The sequence below is a fragment of the Planotetraspora silvatica genome (assembly GCF_016863315.1).
GTDB lineage: Bacteria > Actinomycetota > Actinomycetes > Streptosporangiales > Streptosporangiaceae > Planotetraspora > Planotetraspora silvatica.
In genome coordinates, this window is the sequence record NZ_BOOQ01000002.1 from 145,722 (window position 1) to 167,612 (window position 21,891).

18 protein-coding genes are annotated in these 21,891 nt (G+C 71.1%); 3 read left to right on the forward strand and 15 right to left on the reverse strand.

The window, feature by feature from the left end:
- Window positions 1-13 precede the first annotated feature (13 nt).
- The 9 genes from ftsW to mraZ form a co-directional block, all read right to left on the reverse strand.
- Entirely contained in the window at window positions 14-1,264 is a 1,251-nt protein-coding gene (gene ftsW / locus Psi02_RS00970; RefSeq protein ID WP_203970762.1) for a putative lipid II flippase FtsW, read from the reverse strand.
- Window positions 1,261-2,652 (reverse strand): UDP-N-acetylmuramoyl-L-alanine--D-glutamate ligase, encoded by a 1,392-nt coding sequence (murD, locus tag Psi02_RS00975; protein ID WP_203970763.1) that lies wholly within the window; start codon window positions 2,650-2,652, stop codon window positions 1,261-1,263. Before murD ends, ftsW begins: the two co-directional genes overlap by 4 nt.
- Window positions 2,634-3,707: a phospho-N-acetylmuramoyl-pentapeptide-transferase gene (mraY, locus tag Psi02_RS00980; protein WP_203970765.1), complete on the reverse strand. Its 1,074-nt coding sequence runs from the start codon at window positions 3,705-3,707 to the stop codon at window positions 2,634-2,636. Before mraY ends, murD begins: the two co-directional genes overlap by 19 nt.
- Window positions 3,704-5,071, reverse strand: a complete 1,368-nt coding sequence (locus Psi02_RS00985; protein WP_203970767.1) for a UDP-N-acetylmuramoyl-tripeptide--D-alanyl-D-alanine ligase — start codon at window positions 5,069-5,071, stop codon at window positions 3,704-3,706. Before Psi02_RS00985 ends, mraY begins: the two co-directional genes overlap by 4 nt.
- Before the next feature lie 125 nt (window positions 5,072-5,196).
- Window positions 5,197-6,753 carry a UDP-N-acetylmuramoyl-L-alanyl-D-glutamate--2,6-diaminopimelate ligase gene (locus tag Psi02_RS00990; RefSeq protein WP_203970769.1) on the reverse strand — a complete coding sequence of 519 codons (1,557 nt, stop codon included), beginning with the start codon at window positions 6,751-6,753 and terminating at the stop codon, window positions 5,197-5,199.
- A gap of 40 nt (window positions 6,754-6,793) precedes the next feature.
- A complete protein-coding gene (locus Psi02_RS00995) occupies window positions 6,794-8,473 on the reverse strand; it encodes a peptidoglycan D,D-transpeptidase FtsI family protein (protein WP_203971568.1) in 1,680 nt (559 codons plus the stop codon).
- An 893-nt stretch (window positions 8,474-9,366) separates the two neighbouring features.
- A complete protein-coding gene (gene ftsL, locus Psi02_RS01000; protein ID WP_203970771.1) occupies window positions 9,367-10,095 on the reverse strand; it encodes a cell division protein FtsL in 729 nt (242 codons plus the stop codon).
- On the reverse strand, window positions 10,092-11,072 hold the full coding sequence (gene rsmH, locus Psi02_RS01005; RefSeq protein WP_275415121.1) for a 16S rRNA (cytosine(1402)-N(4))-methyltransferase RsmH: 981 nt from the start codon (window positions 11,070-11,072) through the stop codon (window positions 10,092-10,094). Before rsmH ends, ftsL begins: the two co-directional genes overlap by 4 nt.
- Before the next feature lie 219 nt (window positions 11,073-11,291).
- A complete protein-coding gene (gene mraZ / locus Psi02_RS01010) occupies window positions 11,292-11,723 on the reverse strand; it encodes a division/cell wall cluster transcriptional repressor MraZ (RefSeq protein ID WP_203950822.1) in 432 nt (143 codons plus the stop codon).
- A 460-nt stretch (window positions 11,724-12,183) separates the two neighbouring features.
- On the opposite strand from mraZ, the gene Psi02_RS01015 reads away from it, so the two are divergent.
- Genes Psi02_RS01015 through Psi02_RS01025 form a run of 3 tightly spaced genes read left to right on the forward strand, consistent with a single transcriptional unit; the run spans window position 12,184 to window position 16,983 of the window.
- Entirely contained in the window at window positions 12,184-13,164 is a 981-nt protein-coding gene (locus tag Psi02_RS01015; RefSeq protein WP_203970776.1) for an AAA family ATPase, read from the forward strand.
- Window positions 13,165-13,174: 10 nt separating this feature from the next.
- The gene (locus Psi02_RS01020; RefSeq protein WP_203970778.1) at window positions 13,175-14,401 is read left to right on the forward strand and encodes a DUF58 domain-containing protein; all 1,227 of its coding nucleotides are present in this window, start codon (window positions 13,175-13,177) and stop codon (window positions 14,399-14,401) included.
- Window positions 14,398-16,983: a transglutaminase TgpA family protein gene (locus Psi02_RS01025; protein WP_203970779.1), complete on the forward strand. Its 2,586-nt coding sequence runs from the start codon at window positions 14,398-14,400 to the stop codon at window positions 16,981-16,983. The genes Psi02_RS01020 and Psi02_RS01025 overlap by 4 nt, the downstream gene beginning before the upstream one ends.
- Before the next feature lie 100 nt (window positions 16,984-17,083).
- On the opposite strand, the gene Psi02_RS01030 is transcribed toward Psi02_RS01025, so the two are convergent.
- The 6 genes from Psi02_RS01030 to Psi02_RS01055 form a co-directional block, all read right to left on the reverse strand.
- Window positions 17,084-17,467, reverse strand: coding sequence for an SCO2097 family morphological protein (locus Psi02_RS01030; protein ID WP_203950826.1), 384 nt, complete (start codon window positions 17,465-17,467; stop codon window positions 17,084-17,086).
- 147 nt (window positions 17,468-17,614) lie between these two features.
- The gene (locus Psi02_RS01035) at window positions 17,615-18,853 is read right to left on the reverse strand and encodes a DNA polymerase IV (RefSeq protein ID WP_239094497.1); all 1,239 of its coding nucleotides are present in this window, start codon (window positions 18,851-18,853) and stop codon (window positions 17,615-17,617) included.
- Window positions 18,854-18,937: 84 nt separating this feature from the next.
- Window positions 18,938-19,657: a methyltransferase domain-containing protein gene (locus Psi02_RS01040; protein ID WP_203970783.1), complete on the reverse strand. Its 720-nt coding sequence runs from the start codon at window positions 19,655-19,657 to the stop codon at window positions 18,938-18,940.
- A gap of 105 nt (window positions 19,658-19,762) precedes the next feature.
- Entirely contained in the window at window positions 19,763-20,173 is a 411-nt protein-coding gene (nusB, locus tag Psi02_RS01045; protein ID WP_203950829.1) for a transcription antitermination factor NusB, read from the reverse strand.
- Between the two features lies 1 nt (window position 20,174).
- A complete protein-coding gene (efp, locus tag Psi02_RS01050) occupies window positions 20,175-20,735 on the reverse strand; it encodes an elongation factor P (RefSeq protein ID WP_203970785.1) in 561 nt (186 codons plus the stop codon).
- Between the two features lie 28 nt (window positions 20,736-20,763).
- On the reverse strand, window positions 20,764-21,825 hold the full coding sequence (locus Psi02_RS01055; protein WP_203970787.1) for a M24 family metallopeptidase: 1,062 nt from the start codon (window positions 21,823-21,825) through the stop codon (window positions 20,764-20,766).
- Between the last annotated feature and the right edge of the window lie 66 nt (window positions 21,826-21,891).

The following is a 21,891-nucleotide window of genomic DNA, read 5'->3' on the forward strand; positions in this document are numbered from 1 at the left end:
TCCTCGTTCCCTGTCAACGCCTCGGGCGGCCACCCAGGCCAAGCCAGCTTAGAGCCCTGGCGAAGGGTCCGGGTCCACGGACGGCAAGGGCCTCGGCGGCGCCGGGCTCCCGTTTGGCGAACGACAACAACATGCCGAGTGCCGCCAGGGTCGGCAACAGGGCCGATCCTCCGTACGACACCAATGGAAGGGGGATACCCGTGATCGGGAAGACCCCGATGACCGCGCCGATGTTCACGATCGCCTGACCTGCGATCCATGCCACGCAGGCGGCGGCCGCGAGACGGATGAACGGCTCGGTGGTCCGCGAGGCGATCCGCAGCCCGGCGTATCCGAGCAACCCGAACAGCGCGACGACGACGAGGGTGCCCATGAGGCCGAGTTCCTCGCCCAGAATCGAGAAGATGAAGTCGCTCTCGGCGTGGGGCACCCAGTCCCACTTCTGCCGGCTGCTGCCGAGGCCGAGCCCGAACCAGCCCCCCGAGCCCATCGCGATCTGTCCCTGCGCCGCCTGGAACCCGGAGCCCTGCGCGTTCTCCCAGACCTTCAGGAAACCCGTCAGGCGGTCCATCCGGTACGGCTCGACCATGATCATGATGACCGTGGCGAGCACGAGGAGCCCCAGGATTCCGCCGAACAGCCGCACCGGCGCGCCGACCACCCACAACAGGGCCAGGAAGATCAGCATGAGCACGATGGTCGTGCCCAGGTCGCGGCCCAGCATGACGAGCACGGCGATGATCGCCGTGCCGGGCATCAGCGGGATCAGCAGGTGCCGCCACTCGATCCGGCCGGCGCGCGCCTTCCGCGCGAGGAGGTCGGCCCCCCACAACACCAGACCGAGCTTGGCCGGCTCCGAGGGCTGGATCGACAGGGGCCCGATCGCGATCCACCGCTGGGCGCCGAGCAGCTCCTCACCGATGAAGATGACCATCAGCAGACCGATGATCGAGATGCCCATCAGCGGGTATCCGGCCAGCCGGAAGAACCGCTGCGGCAACCGGGAGCAGATCCACATCAGCGGGATGCCGATCGCGACCGACATCGACTGCTTGATGAACCAGTAGAAGGGGTTGCCGGTCTTCTGCAGCGCCTCGATGCTCGACGCGGACAGGACCATCGCGAGACCCAGGGCCAGCAGCAGGGCGCTGCAGCCGAGCACCAGGTAATAGGACGTCAGCGGGCGGCTCAGCAGTTCCCTGACCCCCGCGAGATGCGCGCGCGACCAGGTGGCGGGAGCCTGCTCCGCCTGCTGCGCCGTCACCGTTCCGCCAGGCGACGCACGGCTCGCGCGAATGCCTCCCCACGCGCTCCGTAGCTAACGAACATGTCCAGCGACGCCCCGGCGGGGGCGAGCAGCACGGTGTCTCCGGGGGAGGCGAGCCGGGCGGCTTCGGTGACGACACGGTCCATGACCCCAGTGTCTTGCCCTGGCACCTCCACCACAGGGACATCCACGGCGTGTCGCGCCAATGCCTCGCGGATTCGCTCCATGTCGGCCCCCAGGAGCACCGCCCCCTTCAGGCGCGGGGCGGCCTGCCGTACGAGGTCGTCGACGTCCGCGCCCTTGAGCTGGCCGCCCGCGATCCAGACGATCGACGGGTAGGACGCCAGGGACGCGGCCGCGGCGTGCGGGTTGGTGGCCTTGGAGTCGTCCACGTAGTCGACGTCGGCGACCCGTGCCACGTGCGCGATCCGGTGGGGGTCGGGGACGAAGTCGGCGAGGCCTTGCCGTACCGCCTCGGGGGGCACGCCGTAGGCGCGGGCCAGCGCGGCCGCGGCGAGCGCGTTGGCCACGTTGTGCGGCGCGAAGGGACGGACGTCGGCGAGCGAGGCGAGTTCCTCCCCCTCGTTGACGGGGTCGGGCACGAACGCCCGGTCGACCAGGAGGTCCTCCACGACGCCGAGCTGTCCCGGCCTCGGCACGCCGAGGGTGAAGCTCACCCGGCGCCGCCCCTGCCCGTACGGCTCGGCCAGCCGGGCCGACGCGTCATCGTCGGCGTTGTAGATGACGATCCCGGCGTTCTCGAAGATCCGGGCCTTCGCCGCGGCGTACTCCTCCATTGAGCCGTGCCAGTCGATGTGGTCGGGCGCCACGTTGAGGACGGCGGCGGCCATCGGCTCGAGGCTGGAGGACCAGTGGAGCTGGAAGCTGGACAACTCGACGGCGAGCACGTCGTACGGCCCGCGGACCGCCTCCACGATCGGAAGGCCGACGTTCCCCGCCGCGAGAGCCCTGTGCCCGGCCGCCGAGAGGATGGAGGTGAGCATCCGGACCGCGGTGGTCTTGCCGTTGGTGCCGGTGAGCGCGAGCCAGGGGGCGGCGGAGCCGTCCGACGCGCGCAGGTGCCAGGCCAGCTCGACCTCGCCGATCACGGCGATCCCGGCCTCGGCCGCGGCGACCAGCAGGGGATGGTCGGGACGCCACCCCGGCGAGGTGATGACGAGCGACGTGCCCTCGGGCAGGACCGGCTCGCCGAAGCGCACCTCGATCCCGGAGGCGGCCAGTTCGGCGGCCGCGGCCCGCTGCCGCTCGCCGTCGATCGCCTCCAGGACGATCACCCGCTCACCGCTCCCGGCGAGGCCGCGGGCGGCGGCCGTGCCGGACACTCCCAGCCCGGCGACGACGACACTCACTGTTTGGGCATCCATTCGAGGTAGAACAGGCCGAGCCCGGCGGCCACGCAGAGCGCGGCGATCAGCCAGAACCGGACCACGATCGTCGTCTCCGCCCAGCCCGACAACTCGAAGTGGTGCTGGAGCGGAGCCATCCGGAAGACACGTCTCCTGGTCATCTTGAAGAAGCCCACCTGGATGATCACCGACATGGTGATGATCGCGAACAGGCCGCCCAGGATGACGAGCAGTAACTGCGTGCGGGTGGTGAAGGCGAGACCCGCGATCACGCCGCCGAGCGCCAGGGAGCCGGTGTCCCCCATGAAGATCTTGGCCGGCGGGGCGTTCCACCACAGGAAGCCGAAGCAGGCGCCGAGCACCGCCGCGGCGACCACGGCCAGGTCGAGCGGATCGCGCACCCAGTAGCAGTTGGGGCCGAAGAACACCGTGCAGCTGTTGCGCAGCTGCCAGTTGCCGATCAGCACGTACGCCGCGAGGACCAGACAGGTCGCGCCCGAGGCCAGGCCGTCGAGGCCGTCGGTGAGGTTCACCGCGTTGGAGAAGCCCACGATGAAGAACAGCACCCAGATCGTGAAGCCAAGCAGGCCGATGGACGGGCCGAAGTCACGCAGGAACGACAGCCGCGTCTCGGCCGGGGTGATGTCGTACCCGTTGGGGAACCGGACGACGAGCACCGCGAAGATCGCGCCGACGATGAGCTGGCCGGCCGCCTTCGCGCCGCTGCGCAGACCGAGGCTGCGCTGCTTGTAGATCTTGATGAAGTCGTCGAGGAAGCCGACCAGTCCGAGCCCCGTCATGAGGAACAGCACGAGCAGGGCCGAGGCGGTGGGCGGCTCGACCCGGCCGCCCAGGGCCGTCGAGAGATGGGCCGTGAAGTAGCCGATCAGCGACGCGATCACGATGACGGTGCCGCCCATGGTGGGCGTGCCCCGCTTGTCGTAGTGCCCGGAGGGACCCTCCTCGCGGATGTTCTGGCCATACCCCCGTCTGGCGAACAGCCGGATGGCCAGGGGGGTGCCGGCCATCGAGAGCAGCAGCGAAATCGCAGCCGCGATGAGGATGTTCCTCATCGGGCGTCACCTCCGAGGATCGCCTCGGCGACCCGTTCGAGCCCGGCCGCGCGCGGCCCTTTCACCAGCACCACGTCGCCGGGCGCCAGCCGTGCGGACAGTTCCGCCGTCGCGGCGTGCGCGTCGGGGACGTGCAACGCGCCCGGGGCGCCGGCGAGGACCGGCCCGGCGTCCTCGCCCACGACGATCAGAGCCTCGAGCCCGGAGCCCGCGGCGAGCCGCCCGAGATCCTCGTTCAGGGCGGCGCTGTCCTCGCCGAGTTCGCGCAGGGACGCGATCACGGCGAAGCGCCGCCGTGCCCCGCCGATCGTCGCGAGGCTCTCGAAGGCCGCCCGCATCGAGTCCGGATTGGCGTTGTACGCGTCGTTGATCACAGTGACGCCGTCCTGCCGGTCGGTGACCTCCATGCGCCACCGGCTTCGCGGCTCGGCCGCCGAGAGCTCCTCGGCGATCGTGGCCACCGGCAGGCCGAGTTCGTAGGCCGCGGCCGCGGCGGCCAGCGCGTTCTCCACCGCGTGCGCGCCGTACAGGCGCAGGCGCACCGGCGCGGCGCCGGTCGGCGCGCGCAACGTGAAGGACGCGCGGCCGCGCTCGTCGATCACCTCGTCCTCCGCGCGGACGTGCGCGTCCGGCGACCGCCCGAAGTAGGTGACCCTGGCCTCCGTACGGCCGGCCATCGCGCGGACCAGGGGGTCGTCGGCGTTGAGCACGGCGACGCCGTCCGCGGGCAGCGCCTCGACGAGTTCGCCCTTCGCCTGGGCGATCGCCTCCTTGCCGCCGAACACGCCGAGGTGGGCGGTGCCGACGTTGAGCACCACCCCGATGCGGGGCGGCGCGACGCTCGCCAGGTGGGCGATGTGGCCGATGTTCCTCGCGCTGAGCTCGAGGACCAGGAAACGCGTGGTCCGGTCCACCTTCAGCACGGTCAGCGGGTGGCCGATCTCGTTGTTGTACGAGCCGACGGGGGCGACGGTGACGCCGATGCGCGCGGCGAGCCGGGCCATCAGGTCCTTCGTCGTCGTCTTTCCCGCCGACCCGGTCACACCGACCACAGTCACCGCGGGCATATCGGATATCACGGCCCTGGCCAGATCGGCCAGTGCCGTCAGCACGTCGCCCACGATCACGGCGGGCGCCTCGACGGGCCTGGCGGCCAGGACGGCCGCCGCCCCCGCCTCATGGGCCCGCTGGGCGAAGTCGTGCCCGTCCACACGCTCACCCTTGATCGCCACGAACAGCGACCCCGGTTCGGCGGCGCGAGAGTCGATCACGACGGGACCGTGCACCACGGCCCGGGGGTCGGCCATGCCGGTCAGGGCGCCCGAGGTGATCTCGGCGATCCTGGCCAGCGGCAACGGGATCATGCGTCTTTCCTGCTCTCTTTCGCGTGATCAGTCGAGTTCAGCAATCTTAGAAGTCGGCCCGAGATCGTGAGACCAGGTACCGGAAGGCCGCCTGGGGACGACCGGGGCTCCCGCCGAGTCCGCGCTCACCCACCGACGGCTCCTCCACCCGGCGGCCCGCCCTGTTTCCGGCGGACGGCCTCCGCCGCCACGTCGCGGTCGTCGAACGGGATGACCTGGTCTCCGATGTACTGACCCTGCTCATGCCCCTTGCCGGCGACCACGACCACGTCTCCGGGCTCCGCACGGGAGATCGCGAGATCGATGGCGGCCGCACGGTCGGGCTCCATGATCACATGGCCGCGCTCGGCCTGCGGGACTTCCCGCACGCCGTCGAACATGGCCGCGAGGATCCCGAGCGGGTCCTCGGTCCTGGGGTTGTCGCTCGTGAGGATCACGACGTCGGCCAGCCTGGCCGCCAGTTCACCCATCATGGGCCGTTTGCCCTTGTCACGGTCGCCCCCGCAGCCGAGGACGATGGTGAGGCGGCCGCCGGGACCCTCGTCCAGGACCGAACGCAGCGAGGTCAGCACCGACCCGACCGCGCCCGGCTTGTGGGCGTAGTCCACGATCACCTGGTAGCCGTCGGTTCCCCGCACCCGCTCCATGCGGCCCGGCACACCGGCGAACGCGGCGACTCCGGCCACCGCGGTCTGCAGGGAGATCCCCGCCTCCACGAGCGCCACGAGCACGCCGAGGGTGTTGGCCACGTTGAACGGCCCGGGCAGCGCCACCGACGCGTCGGCCTCGATCCCGCCGGGCCCGACGACGCGGAAGGCGCTCCCGTCGGAGCCCAGGCGCACGTTCTCCGCCCGCCACTCCGCCTCCGGCGCGCCCGAGGCGGAGAAGGTGATCATCGGGATGCCGGCCAGGCCGACCAGTTCGCGGCCGTGGGCGTCGTCGATGTTGACGACGCCGATTCGGGCGAACTCGGGGGTGAACAGCCGGGCCTTGGTCGCGAAGTAGTCGTCGAGGTCGCGGTGGAAGTCGAGATGGTCCTGCGACAGGTTGGTGAATATCGCGACATCGTAGAAGACGCCGTCGACCCGGCCGAGCGCGAGGGCGTGGCTGGAGACCTCCATCGCCGCGGCGGTCACGTCCTGCTCCCGCATCAGCGCGAACAGGCCCTGCAGATCGCTCGCCTCCGGAGTGGTCAGTTCGGGGACGAACCGCACGTCTCCCGCCCGAATCTCGACCCCGCCGACGAGCCCGGTGCGGTGGCCCGCGGCCCGCAGACCCGCTTCGAGCAGGAACGTCGAGGTCGACTTACCGCTCGTCCCGGTGACTCCGATGATCGTGATGCCGGACGCCGGCCTGCCGTACACCCAGGCGGCGACCTGTCCGAGCAGTGCCCGGGGGTCGGGCACGACCAGCACGGGCAGGCCCGTGGCCGCGGCGCTCTCGCGCCCGGCCTCGTCGGTGAGGACCGCCACCGCTCCCGCCGCGAGGGCGTCGGCGGCGAAGGCGGCGCCGTGGGCGGTCTTGCCGGGAAGCGCCACGTACAGGTCACCGCGCTGGACGCGGCGCGAGTCGATGGTCAGGCCGGTGACGGCTCCACGAGCCGGCCTTGTTCCAGGAGAGGAGGCGCCGAGCAGGGTGGCCAGCCCGGACAGCGGGCGGGCAGGAGCAGCCACAGGACGCATAGAGGACGGGGGACGCACGGCGAGAGCGTACCTTTCCTCGTCACCCACCGGCGCGAAGGACGACATGCGGCGCCTTCGTCCCGGTCGGGGGAATCTTCCTGCTCTTCAACGCGAAGGTCATGACGTCCTTGAATACGGGGGCGGCCACCTCGCCGCCGTAATGACCGTTCTTGGGATCCTGGATGACGGCGAGCGCCACGAGCCGGGGGGCATCCGCCGGGGTGAACCCGACGAATGTCGCAGTGTAGCCGCAGTATCCCTTGCACTTCTCGTCATACCGCATGGCGGTCCCGGTCTTGCCCGCGACCCGGTAGCCGTCGATCGACGCGGCCGTACCGGTGCCGTCGTGCCCGACGGCGGCCTCCAGCATGCCCGCGATCCCCTCCGCCGTGGTCTGGCTGACGACCCTCGTCTGCTTGGGCGCGGCCGCGGCCACGAAATGCCCCTGCTCGTCGGTGGTCCCCGCGATGATCGACGGCGTGATCCGGACACCGCCGTTGGCGATCGTCTGGTAGACGCTCGCCATCTGCAGGGCGGTGACCGAGATGCCCTGGCCGTACGCGATCGTGCAGCGCTGGCTTCCCGACCAGTCCTGGTAGGCGGGCAGGAGGCCCTCCTCCTCCCCCGGGACCCCGGCGCCGCTCTTGGCGCCGAACCCGAAGGACCGGAACATGTTGTAGAGCCGCTGGTCGGTGATCTGGCGCGCGGCCATGATCGTTCCGACGTTGCTGGATTCGGCGATGATGCCGGTGAACGTCAGCGGCTCGGGCGCGTGCGGGTGCGCGTCGCTGATCTCCCGGTCCGCGCAGGTGATGTGGTCGGGCACCCGGAAGACGGTCTCGGGGGTGACCGCGCCCGACTCGATGGCGCCCGCGGCCGTGATCACCTTGTTGGTGCTCCCCGGCTCGAACACCTCGGACACGGCCCGGTTCCCCCAGTCGGCCTCGGGGGCCGACTGCCAGTCGTTCAGGTCGACCTCGGGCGCGTTGGCCATGGCCACGATCTGCCCGGTCTTGATGTCCATGACGATCACGCTGCCGCTGCGCGCGTCGCTGGCCCTGACCTGTTTGGCGATGGCCTCCTGGGCGGCGTACTGGATGTCCCTGTCGATCGTCAGCCGCACGTCCCTGCCCGGCACGGGCGCCTGGCGACTGGTCCGCGTCATCGGGATGCGCTGGCCGTCTCCGCCGATCTCGACGCTCTGCTTGCCGTCCTGCCCGGCGAGCACCTTGTCGTAGGTCTGCTCGATCCCCGACAGGCCGTGCCCGTCGAACCCGACGAAGCCGATCAGCCCGCCGGCCAGCGTGTCTCCGGGGTAACTGCGGCGGTAGGTCGCCTTGGTGCCCACGCCCTTGAACTGGTAGTTCATGATCTTGTTGGCGCGCGGCGGGTCGATGTTGCGGGCGACCACGATGTACCGCTGCGTGGTCTTGGCCAGCTTGGCCGCGATGTCCTCTTTGCGGAGATTGAGCTCCAGGGCCAGCGTGGTCGCGATCTCGTCGCGGGCCGCGGGCGTGACGTCCGCCGGGTCGACGTAGATCTCCCGGGCGTCGTCCGTCACGGCGAGTTGCTTACCGGAGACGTCCGTGATCGAACCGCGCCGCGCCGGCAGCGTCTCCGGTTGGACGCGCTGCAGCGCCGCCTTGGCCTGGAGCACCTTCGAGTCCAGCCCCTGGAGCTGGATGAGCCGTCCGGCGAAGAGCGACAACACGAACGCCATGACGACGAGCGCGGCGTTCAGCCGGCGGCCGGGATTGCCCAGCCGCAGAACGGCCGGCGGGCGCGGCGGCGGCGCGGGAGGTCGTGGCGGGCGCGGCGGACGGCCGTCGCCCGATCCCTGGGCGCGCGTCGATGTGGCCTGTCCGGCGAGACCCGTCCTGCCCGGCTGGGTGCTCTGACCGGTACGGCCCGGCCCGGTCTGACCGGGCCGCGGAACCTGGCCCGGGCGAGTGGTCTGCGCGCCACGCGTGGGCGCCTGGCCCGCACGGCCGGCCTGTCCATGCTGCTGCGCTCCCGGCTGCCCGGCACGCGAGGACTGACCCGATCGGGCGGACTGTCCCTGCTGCCCGGCACCGCCGGACTGGCTCGACCGGGCGGACTGCGCCTGCTGCCCCGTACCGCCGGACTGGCCGGTACGGCCGGGCTGCCCGGAGCGACCGGACGGACCTGACTTGCCGTTGGCCGGGGGCTTCCCCGTGCCGGTCCCCTTGCCGTTCGCCGCAGGCTTGCCGCCTGCCTTCGCGTCGGACGCCGGATTACCGGCCGTCGCGCCCTTGCCGGATCCGCCCGGCTTGGCGGACTGCCCCGAGGACGATCGGCCCGCCCGCGAGGGCGGGGCCGGGTCGTCGGCACCGGGTGGCCTGCCGCCCCTCCGAGTCCCCCGCTCCTCCGTGGGCTCGTCGTGAGGCCCGAGCCGCTGAGAGCGGCCCGGGCGGCCGGGAACGTCGGGACGAGGACGGCCGGACGGCCCGTCAGCGGGCCTCGCCGGGGAACCGGGCGCCTTCCTGCCGCCACCCGGCCCCTGGCCGCCGCGTCCGCTCGGACCCCCTCCGCCCGGGCCGCCGCGCCCGCTGGGACCGCCGCGGCCGGGACCCGGGCTCCGGCCGCCGTCCTTCACTTGACCATGCCCTCTTCACGTGGCGTGGCGGCGTCGGCCGCCCCGACCGAGGGACCCGCCTTGACGAAGCGCGGAGCCGTGGTGTCCTTCTCGACGCCGAGCGGCTTGGCGGCCTCCTCGATCGCGCCCGGCTGGTCCCAGACCCGCAGTTCGCCCTCCAGGGTCGCCGCCTGCTCATGGAGCTGGTCCGTGCTGGACCGCAGATCGGTCAGCTTGAACGAGTCCTGGGCGAGGACGGTGTTCAGCAGCAGCAGGGTCACCAGGCCGCCGCACATCAGACCGACGACGAGCAGCACGAACGGCGCCCTCGGCGGGCGCCGGAACGCGGAGCGGGCCGACCGCACACGCGAGGTCGCCTGGACCTCCGGCGCCTCCGCGCCGGCCGGGCTGACCCGCACGGGAGCGTCGGGGGTGAGGGTCCTGGTGCCGCCCACGGGAGTGGCGGCGTCCGGCGCCCATGCGGGGTCGGGACGCGTGGCCTGACCCCGACGCGGGGTCGCCGGAGCCGCAGCCGCGGCCTGACCACGACGCGCGCTCGCCGGAGCCGGAGCCGATGCCGGGACCTGCCCGCGCCGCGCGCTCGCCGGGGCCGGAGCCTCGGTCTGCCCGCGCCGCTGGCTCGGTGCCTCCGGGGCGGACGCGCCGCCGCCGACCGGCCGGCCGGTCCGCCTCGGTGAGGCGGGAACCCGCCGGGGCGTCCTGCTGTCCTGCTCTGTCGTCCTCATCCCTGGCGGATCCTCTCTGCCGCCCGCAAACGGGCCGAGGCCGCCCGCGGGTTGCGGGCCACCTCGTCGTCGTCCGGGAGCTCGGCTCCCCTCGTCAGAAGGCGGAACCGTGGCTGGTATGCCTCCAGCGGGACGGGCAGCCCCGGGGGGCCGGTGTCCTTGGTTCGCGCCGCGAGAACCTGCTTGGCGAGCCGGTCCTCCAAAGAGTGGTAGGCGAGCACGACGGCCCGCCCGCCCAGCACCAGTGCGTCGAGTGCGGCGGGGAGGGCCTCCTCCAGCGCCGTGAGCTCTCCGTTCACCTCGATGCGCAGTGCCTGGAACGTTCTCTTGGCGGGGTTCCCCCCGGTCCGTCTCGTCGCGGCGGGGATCGCCGTGCGGACGAGATCGGCAAGTCGTTTGGTGGTGTCGATCGGGTTGGCGACACGTTCCTTGGCGATGAAGCCCGCCACGCGCGAGGCGAACCGCTCCTCGCCGTAGTCGCGCAGGATGCGGGTCAGCTCGGCCACGGAGTAGGTGTTGACGACGCGCTCCGCCGTCAGCTCCTGTTCGGGGTCCATCCGCATGTCCAGCGGGGCGTCGTAGGAGTACGCGAAACCGCGCTCCGCCTCGTCGAGCTGAGGAGAGGAGACGCCGAGGTCGAAGAGGACGCCGTTGATCCGCGGGCGCCCCGCGGCCGCCAGCACGGCCGGCAACTCGTCCGAGACGGCGCGAACGATGGTCACGCGCCCGGCGTACGGCGCGAGCCGCCGCGTGGACCGCTCGATGGCGGTCGGGTCGCGGTCGATCCCCACGAGGTGGAGGTCCGGATGAGCGGCGAGCAACGCCTCGGCGTGACCGCCGAGGCCGAGGTTGGCGTCGACAACGACCGGGTCGGGCCCGGTGAATGCCGGAGCCAGCAACTCCAGCACGCGATCGAGCATGACCGGAACGTGACCGCCCGTGTGCCCGAGTTCTGCCGACAACGTTTCCACCCCCAACTTGGCCGCTTCGATGCTCGCGGATATGCGGCTGCCGCCGGTGAATCACCCTCAGGGTCCCCACCCATGCCGGTCCCCCCTCGCGGGACCGACCCGTCCGGCCAGGTCCCCATCCGCATCGCCTGCCGGGACATCTGACACCGGGGAAGGTGCATCAGCTGCCGCGGGGAGCGGGTGGAGACCTCGCCGAACGTCACCGACGGGTCTGACGTCAAACGGTCACAGGATCCCGGGCAACACCTCCTCGGACAGATCGGAGAAGGCCTGCTCCTGGGCTTCCAGGTAGGTGTCCCATGCCTGGGAGTCCCAGATCTCCAGCCTGGTGTTGGCTCCGATCACCACGCAGTCGCGCTCCAGCCCCGCGTACTGCCGCAGGCTCGGCGGGATGGTGATGCGCCCCTGCTTGTCAGGAGTCTCGTCGGAGGCACTGGCGAAGAAGACACGGCTGTAGTCACGAACCGCCTTGGCGGTCACCGGCGCGGTGCGCAGGGCTTCGGTGATGCGCTGGAACTCCTCTACGGGGAAGACGTAGAGGCAGCGCTCCTGGCCTTTGGTGATCACAAGACCCTCCGCCAGCTCCTCACGATACTTCGCCGGCAGGAACAGCCGTCCTTTGTCGTCGAGGCGCGGTTGATGGGTGCCGAGGAACACCGGACCCACCTCCCGTGCCTTGCGGAGCGCTCAGCGCTGTAGCCCCTGCCCTCCACTGCGCACCACCATACTCCACTTCTCCCCACCGTCAACAGATTCAGACCGTGTCGGCATCGGTTTCGCGCCGCGTTTCCGCAGTTCAGGGAGGGTGGTGCGAAGTGGGGCACCCTGGACGCCCCTCACCCCGCCGTGGGCGTGTCCACATCCCGGAAGCGGCTCCCCGGAAGCCGATTTCGCGCGCCCGCGCGAGTTCGGTGGAGGAAAGTGGAGCGCGCCATTGTCCGGGGATTCACACGAAAGTCGGCCAAGAAGGAGAACTCGCACCGACGCCCCGTCACCGGTTCATCCGGATTTCTAGACAAAGTCGACCGGGAACCCCAGCAGTCATAAGGTCAGTACACAGAATGGAATAGCAACCTTTAACGCCCATTCTCAGGGACGCACCTTTCATGGAGGCCTGGTGGCAGCAACCCCCGACGTCACCGACGCGGAAACCCGGCTCGAGACTCTGGTCGACACGGCCGACCGGATCCGCAACGCGATCGAATCCGTGATCGAAGGCAAGAGCGACGTCATCCGCCTCACCGTCACCGTTCTCCTCGCCGAAGGCCACCTCTTGATCGAGGACGTGCCAGGTGTCGGAAAGACCATGCTCGCCAAGGCGCTGGCGCGCTCCATCGACTGCCCCGTCAGACGTGTGCAGTTCACCCCCGACCTGTTACCGAGCGACATCACCGGCGTGAGCGCCTACAACCAGCAGACCGGTGAGTTCGAGTTCAAGCCCGGCCCCGTCTTCGCCAACATCGTGGTCGGCGACGAGATCAACCGGGCCTCGCCCAAAACGCAGTCCGCCCTCCTGGAGTGCATGGAAGAGCGCCAGGTCACCGTCGACGGCGAGACCTACCGGCTGGAATCGCCCTTCATGGTCATCGCGACGCAGAACCCGATCGAGATGGAGGGCACCTACGCGTTGCCGGAGGCGCAGCGTGACCGCTTCACCGCGAAGATCGCGATGGGATACCCCGAGCCGGCCGCCGAACTGGAGATGCTCGACGTCCACGGGGCCTCCCAGCCGCTCGACAAGCTCGATCCCGTCGCCACGACGGCCGAGGTCCGCGCGCTGATCGAGGCGATCCGCGCCGTGTACGTGTCGCAGCCGGTCAAGAAATACGCCATCGACGTCGTCGCGGCGACCCGGCAGTCCCCCGACCTGCTGCTCGGCGCCTCCCCCCGCGCCACTCTCCACCTGGTGCGCAGTGCCCGGGCGCACGCCGCGCTCTCCGGCCGCGATTACGTGATCCCGGACGACCTGCAGGATCTGGCGGTGCCCGTCCTCGCGCACCGACTGCTGCCGAGCATGGAGGCCCAGGGTCAGCATCGCCGCCCCGAGCAGGTGATCGACGAACTGATCCGCCGCGTCCCGGTGCCGGACATCAAGTAACGGAGGCCCGATGACGGGGTTGAAGGCTCTGACCTCGCGGGGGCGTTCGTTCCTCGCGTCGGGCGTCGCGGCACTGCTGTGCGCCTTCATTCTGGGCGAGAGCGACCTGCTACGGGTCGCCGTCCTGATCATCGCGATGCCGCTGCTCGCCTCGATGGTCGTGTCGCGGACTCGCTACCGGCTGCGGAGCACGAGGCGGCTCAGTCCTTCGCGCGTGGAGGTGGGCAACGACAGCATCGTGACCCTGCGGCTGGAGAACGTCACGCGCCTGCCGACGGGTCTGCTGCTGGTCGAGGACAACCTGCAGTACACGCTGGGCAGCCGGCAGCGGTTCGTCCTGGACCGGATGGAGTCCCGCGGCATCCGGGAGATCGACTACAGGGTGCGGTCCGATCTGCGCGGGCGCTTCCCGATCGGCCCCCTCTCTGTGCGGATCACCGACCCCTTCGGGCTGGTGGAGCTCGCCCGGTCGTTCACGGTCACCGACACACTGGTCGTGACCCCCCAGGTGATTCCGCTGCCGGCCGTACGCCTCTCGGGAGAGTGGACGGGCGGAGGCGACAGCCGTACACGGTCGGTGGCCGCGGCGGGCGACGACGACGTGGCGCCACGCGAGTACCGCCAGGGCGACGATCTGCGACGTGTGCACTGGCGCTCCACCGCGCGGCACGGCGAGCTGATGGTCCGGCGCGAGGAGCAGCAGTGGCAGAGCAGGGGCGCGCTCCTGCTCGACACGCGCAGGCACGCCCACCGCGGAACGGGACCGTCGTCGTCCTTCGAGGTCGCGGTCTCCGCGGCGGCCTCGATCGGGGTGCACCTGTCCCGTGAGGGGCTGGGCCTGCGCCTGGTCACCGACCAGGGCGCGCAACATCTCGCCGACTCGGGGGCCTCCTGGTCGCTGGTCGACACCCTCTCCGTCGTACGGCAGAGCTCCACGCGTTCTCTCGAGCACGGGGTCACGGCGCTCCGCCAGGGTGCGGGCGACGGGCTGATCGTGGCGGTCCTGGGCTCGATCGACGCGGAGGAGGCCCGCGCGCTCGCCAGGCTGAGGCATCCCGGAGTGACCGGCGTCGCGGTCATGCTCGACGTGGCCACGTGGGACCAGTTCCCCGACGAGGCGGCGGAGTCCGCACGCGCCCTGCTCTCCGGTGCGGGATGGCGGGTCCTCAACCTTCCCGCGGGCACGTCGCTCGCCACCGTCTGGCCGGAGGCGGCCTACAAGAGGAGTGCGGCATGAGACTCCCGATCGCCGCCGGGCTGGCCACGGCCGCGGTTTCGCTCACGCTCTACCCGCTGTTCGAGGGGGGCGCCTGGTTCTGGGCGAGCATGGGGGCGATCGTCGTCACCGCCGCCATCGGAATGGGCGCCTCCCGCCTCGCGGCGCCACCGTGGGCCGCGCCGCCCGCCATGGTCCTCGCACTCGGCGTCTATCTGACGGCCGCGTTCACGGGGAGCAAGGCGTGGATCGGGTTCATCCCCACGAAGGACTCGGTGGCGCTGCTCGGCGAGCTGCTCGGCGGCGGGTTCGACGACATCCAGCGGTTCGCCCCGCCCGTGCCGGCCAACACGGGGATCACCCTCCTCACGGCCGGCGGCGTGGGGCTGATGGCGATCCTCGTCGATCTCTTCACCGTACGGCTGCGCCGGGCCGCGCTCGCGGGACTCCCGCTGCTGGCGCTGTTCACCGTGCCGGCGGCGGTGCTGACTGACCCGATCAGCTGGCCCGCCTTCGTGATCGGGGCCTTCGGATACATCGGCCTCCTGGTCGCGGACGGGCGCGAACGGCTCGGCAAGTGGGGCCGGGCCGTGTTCGTGCGCCGGGCGAGGACCGTGACCGCGGACGCGGCGCCCGACACCGGGAGGCTGGCGCTGTCGGGCCGGCGGATCGGTGTGACGGCCATCGGACTCGCCGTCCTGGTGCCGGCGCTGCTGCCGAACCTGGCCCCCGCTCCCCTGTTCAGCTTCGGCGTGGGCAACGGCCTGGGCCCGGGCGGCGGCAACATCGGCATCCCCGACGCGATCGCCGAGCTCGGAGGCGAGCTGCGGCAGGAGGCCAACGACACCGTCCTGACGTACACCAGCAGCGACGACCTGCCCCGCTACCTGCGGATCTACTCGCTCGACGTCTTCGACGGGACGAAGTGGACGGTCAACCCGCTCAGGGGACGCCCGGAGGACCGGGTGTCGGAGGGGCCGTTGCCCCCCGCCCCGGGACTCGACCCGACGATGCCGGTGAAACGGGCCGAGACGCACATCGCGATCAGTGACGACATCCGCACGCTGAGGTTCCTGCCGCTGCCCTACCCGGCGACGCAGGTCGCCGCCGACGGGGACTGGCGGGCCGACCGCAACTCCCTCATGGTCTTCTCCACCGACGACGAGGCGGCCGGGCTCGACTACCGCGTCGTGACGGGCGAGCCGGAGCCGACACCCCAGCAGTTGGACCTGGCGGCACCTGATTCGAGCGGCCGGCGCTACCTCGACCTGCCTCCCGGGCTCGACCCCCGGGTGGCCGGCCTGGCTCAGCGGGTCACGGAGGGAGCGGAGACCCACTACCAGCAGGCCGTGAAGCTCCAGGAGTGGTTCACCAAGAGCGGCGCGTTCACCTACAGCCTGAAGGCGAGCGGTTCGGGCGGCGACGCCCTGTCGCAGTTCATCCTGACCGACCGCTCGGGGTACTGCGAGCAGTTCGCGAGCGCGATGGCGGTCATGGCGCGGATGCTCGGCATCCCGGCCAAGGTGTCGATCGGCTTCACCGGCGGCACGAAGATCGGTGACGTGTGGACGGTGCGCACCCATGACGCCCACGCGTGGCCGGAACTCTACTTCGCGGGAGTCGGCTGGCTCCGCTTCGAGCCGACTCCGGGAGGCGGCGCCGGTCAGGGAACGGCCCAGGTGCCGCAGTACACCCTGCCGGTGACCCCCACGGCGAGCCCGTCCCCCGGCGCCTCGCCGGGCGCGTCGGCCGGCGCGGACGACGCCACCGGCGACGCCGCCCCCGCCCCGCGCAACCCTCGGGAGATCGACCGCGACCTCGGCGGCGTGCCGATCGTCGCCGATCCTGGCATGCCCCTGCTGGTCAAGATCGCCATCGGGGTGGCGGCGGCGCTGCTGATCCTGCTGATCCCCGCCGCAGTACGGCTTTCGTCCCGATACCGGCGCCGCAGGATCCTGGACAAGGTCGCCTTCGCCGTACCCGATCCCGACGTACCCGATCCCCGGGTAGGCGATTCCGACGCGGACCTGATCGCGTCCGGAGAGGCCTCCGCGAGGAAGAGGCGGCGGGCCGTCACCGCGGACGCACCGGTGCGGGTCGCCCCGGCGGTGGAGGCGGCGTGGGCCGAACTGTGCGACCTGCTGATCGACTTCGGCAGGGCGCGGAGACCGGGTGAGAGCCCGCGCGCCCTCGGGCGGCGGGTGACGGAGACCCTGAGGCCGGACCCCGGGACCACCGCCTCGATCACCGCGATCACCTCGGCCGAGGAGCGGCGGAGGTACGCCCGCACGGTTCACGGACCGGCCCCCGTGGCCGTCGATCTCAAGCGGGTGAGGCAGGCGCTCGCGGCCGCCGCGTCGAGGAAGCGGCGTCTGGGCGCGGCCCTCGCGCCGCTGTCCACGCTGCTGCGTCTGCGGGCGCTCGGAGAGAAGGCGCTGGACGGTTTCGACCGGCTGGAGAACATCCGGCTCGTGGCGGGAAGGTCGCGGGGCGGGGCGGGCGATATGGCGGACGACACGGCGGGGAATCGCGCGGTGACGGTGCGAGACGTTCAGGAGAATGGCTCAAGCCAGGAGCGGAGCCTCACCGGGTCCCGGAGCTAGCGGGGGCGCCTGGCCGGGTCCCGGACCGGACACCCGGTCTGTCCGGGGCCCGCGGGCGCGGCCCCCGGACAGGGGCGCGCCCGGAGTGCGGGGGGAGCGCTCAGCGTTCGTCGTGACGACGGCGCCAGCGTTCCTCCATGCGCTCCATGAAGCCCTGACGTTGAGGACGACGGCCGCGGTTCTGCGTCGCGGCCGCGCCATCGCCTCCGAACCCGCTCATGCGCTTCCAGGCGGACAGGCCCCACAAGCAGGTGGCGAGCATGACCACGAACCCGGCCACGCCGAGCGGGATCTGGTTCGCCACGGCGCCCACCATCAGCAGGACGACACCCAGTGCGAAGCCGACGGAGGCCTTCACCAGGCGCCGCTTGTAATGGCTGCGCGGGTCACTGATCCGGACGGTATTGGCCCACTTCGGGTCCTCGGCATAGAGGGCCTGCTCGATCTGGTCGAGCAAGCGCTGCTCGTGCTCAGACAGCGGCACGGCGCCTCCCAAGGACAGCCCCAGTTAGGGGAAGACGGCAACGGACGACACGGGGTGTCCGAACCTCGCGGTCGGTTATCCCCAGAATACGAGGCTGTAGACGTAGGCGAAAGAAAACGTCCAACGCGGTCCAAACCGGAGGTGACGTCATAGATCCATTGGACCAAACGGGCGCTGAACTAGCGAGGCCGGGCGGACTGCTTCTGGCCCGAATCTCCGAATCGCCTTGTCCATCGCCTGTTCGGCCTCACGCCAGCCCGTCTCCCTGTCTCCGAGACCCAGCTGACGGGTCGCCGTGGCCGCCGGCCGGAGGTTCTCCATCCGGACTCCGACCAGTCTGAGACGCACGCGATCCAGGCCGGCGGCCTCGTAGAGCTCACAAGATGTGGCGTAAATCTCCTTCGCGACGTCCGTCGGCTCACGGAGCGTGCGCGACCGGGTGATGGTGGTGAAGTCGGAGCGGCGCAGCTTCACGCTGACCGTGCGGCCGACGTGGCCGGCCGCCCTGAGCCGGGCCGCGACCCGCTCGGACAGCCGCAGCAACTCCCGCTTGATCGCCTCGGGGTCGTCCACGTCATGGGAGAACGTCTCCTCGTTGCCGATGCTCTTGTCGGGCGAATGGGGCACCACGGGACGCTCGTCACGCCCCCAGGAGAGCGCCGCCAGATGGGCCCCGGCGGCCCCGAACTCGCGCTGGAGCGTGGAAACCGGCACCTGGGCCAGATCCCCCACCGTCCTGATGCCGAGCCGTACCAGGGCCTGCTCCGTGCGCTCCCCCACACCCCACAGGGCGGCGACGGGAAGCGGGTGGAGGAACTCCACCACCGCCGAGGCCGGGACGACCAGCAGGCCGTCGGGCTTGCACTGGCGGGAGGCGAGCTTGGCCACGAACTTGCTGCTCGCGACCCCGACCGAGCAGGTGATGCCGTAGCGCTCCGCCACCTGCCCGCGGATCAGCTCGGCGATGGCCGTGGACGTGCCGAGCCTGCGTCGGGCGCCGCTGACGTCGAGGAACGCCTCGTCGGAGGAGATCGGCTCCACCTCGGGGGTGATCGTCTGAAAGATCTCCATGACTCCCTTGGAGACCTCAGAGTACTTCCCGTGGCTGGGCGGGATGATCGTCGCCTGCGGGCAGATGCGGCGGGCCCGCGTCATCGGCATCGCCGAGTGGACGCCGAACCGCCTGGCCTCGTAGGTGGCGCTGAGGACCACGCCACGGGCGCCGGGCGCGCCGACGATGACCGGGGTGCCCTTCAGCTCAGGACGGTCGAGCAGCTCCACGCTGGCGAAGAAGGCGTCCATGTCCACATGGAGGATCGGGCAGCCGCTGTCGTCGGCGGGACCCCGGGGTGAGGGCTCCCGAGGTAGCAGCTGGTTCCGGGACACCCCGCCACCATACCCGAACATTGTTGCGACAACTCGGGTTCGTGTGAGCCGGTTCGATATGCGGCAATGATCGCCGCAGGCGCCTCACCGGTAGGCGATGGCGTGGAGCTGGGTGGCGATGTCGCGCAGCACGGGGTGGGTGGCCGCCGCCTGCTCCAGCGCGATCAGCGCCTCCTGGTCGTTCTCGGCCAGCATCCCCGGCACGAGGTCGGCGAAGATCCTCACGCCGTGGACCTCGCCCACGGTGAACCCGGCCTCGGCGAGCAGGCCCGACAGGGCGTCGCGGGAGAACCTCCGGGGAGTCGGGTCGCGGTCCCCCCAGCGGCCCGAGGGGTCGGCGAGCACCTGGCGGGCCTCGTCGAAGTGGCCCGCCAGCGAGCGATGGATCGCCGTCGCGAACGGGTTGGCCGCGAGCACGCTCACCACGCCGCCCGCGCGCAGGATGCCCCTGACCGCACGGAGCGCGCCCGCCGGGTCCTCGACGTACTCGAGGACGCTGTGGCACAGCACGAGGTCGGCGCTGTCCGGCTTCAGGATCTCGCCGAGATCGGCCGCGTCCCCCTGCAGGCCCTTGACGCCCACGCCGGTCTCGGCGGCGCGGCGCTCCAGAGCGGCCAGCGAGTCGAGGGTCGGGTCCACCACCGTGACGGCGTGCCCGAGCTTCGCGAGCGGTACGGCGAAGCCGCCCGTGCCGCCCCCGGCGTCCACGATGTCGAGCGACTCGCGCCCGGTCGCCGCCACCCGGTCCGCCAGGACCGCGCGGAGCGCCCTCCACGCGACGGTCTGCCGTGGTGCGTCACGCACGCCCGGCCCTCCCTACTCCAGCAGTGCCCTTGTTACTCGCATTGTCGCGTGCGCCGTGCCGGGCCGCGCCGACGGCCCGGCCATGGCACGACGTCCGGAGCGCCCTCAGAGCGAGAGCGACGGTTTGAGCTGCTTGAACCGGGCGAGCAGGCCGTTGACGAACTGCGGCGACTCGTCGGTCGACAACTCGGCCGCCAGGTGCACCCATTCGCTGATGACCACGCCCTCGGGCACCTCCTCCGAGGAGAGCATCTCGAAGGTGCCCCCTCGCAGGATGTTCCGGTCGACCGCCGGCATGCGCTCGAGCGTCCAGCCCTCGGAGTAGGTGGAGATCAGCTCGTCGATCCGGCCCTGGTGCCTGGTCACACCCTCGACCAGGGCTGAGGTGTACTCGTTGACCGGTGGATCCGATCGTTCGACCCGCTCGGCGAGCACGCTGAGCGGGTTCTCGCTCCGGGCCTCGGCCTCGAACAGGATGTCCAGCGCACGCCGTCGGGCTTTGCCCCGAGCCGACACCTCAGGCCCGACCGAGGTACTCGCCGCTGCGAGTGTCGACCTTGACCTTTTCGCCGGTGGTGATGAAGAGCGGGACCTTGATCTCCGCGCCGGTCTCCAGCTTGGCGGGCTTGGTGCCGCCGGTGGACCGGTCGCCCTGGAGACCGGGCTCGGTCTCCGCGATGGTGAGCTCGACGGCCGCGGGCAGTTCGATGTAGAGGACGTTGCCCTCATTGATCGCGATCGTGGCCGTCATGTTCTCGAGCAGGTAGTTGGCGGTGTCGCCGACGGCAGCCGGGGAGACGTGCAGCATGTCGTAGGTCTCGGTGTCCATGAAGACGTAGTCCTCACCGTCGAGATACGAGTACTGCATCTCCCGCTTGTCGACGTTGGCCACGTCGACCTTGACGCCGGCGTTGAAGGTCTTGTCCACGACCTTGCCGGACATGATGTTCTTCAGCTTGGTGCGGACGAACGCTCCGCCCTTGCCGGGCTTGACGTGCTGGAACTCCACGACGGTCCAGAGGTCACCGCCGTCGAGTTTGAGCACCAGACCGTTCTTCAGGTCGTTCGTCGTCGCCACGTGTGGTCTCTCCCGCGTGCGGCTGCCCTTACAGGACGAGCAGCTCCTTGGTCGTCAGTGTGAGGAGCTCCGGCCCATCGTCACGCGTCACCAGCGTGTCCTCGATGCGCACCCCGCCCCTGCCCGGCAGATAGACCCCGGGCTCGACGGTGATCGGAACTCGATCCTCTAGTCTACCGGTCTTGTCCGGGCCGAGGAACGGGAGCTCGTGGATCTCCAGTCCCACTCCGTGACCGAGCCCATGCCCGAAATGTCCACCGTGGCCCGCTTCGGTGATCAGCTCGCGTGCGGCCGCGTCCACATCGTGTGCCGTGGCCCCCGGCCGCAGGGCGTGGCGGCCGGCGCGCTGGGCCTGCCGTACGAGCTCGTAGAGGTCCCGCTGCCAGCCGGCGGGCTCGCCGACGGCGACCGTGCGGGTCATGTCCGCGTGGTAGCCGTCGAAGAGCGCGCCGAAGTCCATCGTGACGAGGTCGCCGACCTCGATCGGGCGGTCCGAGGGCGAATGATGCGGGATGGAGCCGTTGGGGCCTGAGGCGACGATCGAGTCGAAGGCCGGCTTCTCCGCCCCGAGCTCCATCATGCGGAACTCCAGCCAGCGGGCGATCTCCCGCTCGGTCACACCTGGCCGGATACGGCCGATCACCAGGGAGAACGCCTCGTCGGTGATCGCGCAGGCGCGCCGGAGCGACTCGATCTCCCCGTCGTCCTTGATCCGGCGCACGGATTCGACGACGCCGCTGACCGGCGTCAGGCGGTCGTCGCCGCCGAGTGCCCTGAACTGCGCGACCGGCATGTGGTCGGCCTCGACGAGCAGGCCGCCCGGGGAGCCTCCGGCCCGCGCGGCCAGGACTCCGGCCACGTCGCGGTCCTGGATCAGCTCGATGTCGGGGCACCGGCGCCGGGCGGTCTCGATGTACCGGGAGTCGGTGGCGAGGACGGCGCCGCCCGAGGAGTCCACGAGCACGGCGGCGTTGGAGCTCGACAGGCCGGTCAGGTAGCGGACGTTGACGGGCCACGTGACGAGGATCGCCGAGGCGCCGTGTTCGGGGAGCTCCGCGGCCAGGCGGGCGCGGCGGGAGGCATGAGGCACGCATGGAGCCTACGCCGGATCCGGCCGCCGCCCCGCCCCGCGGCCGCGGTCCGCCGCCCGGGGCGG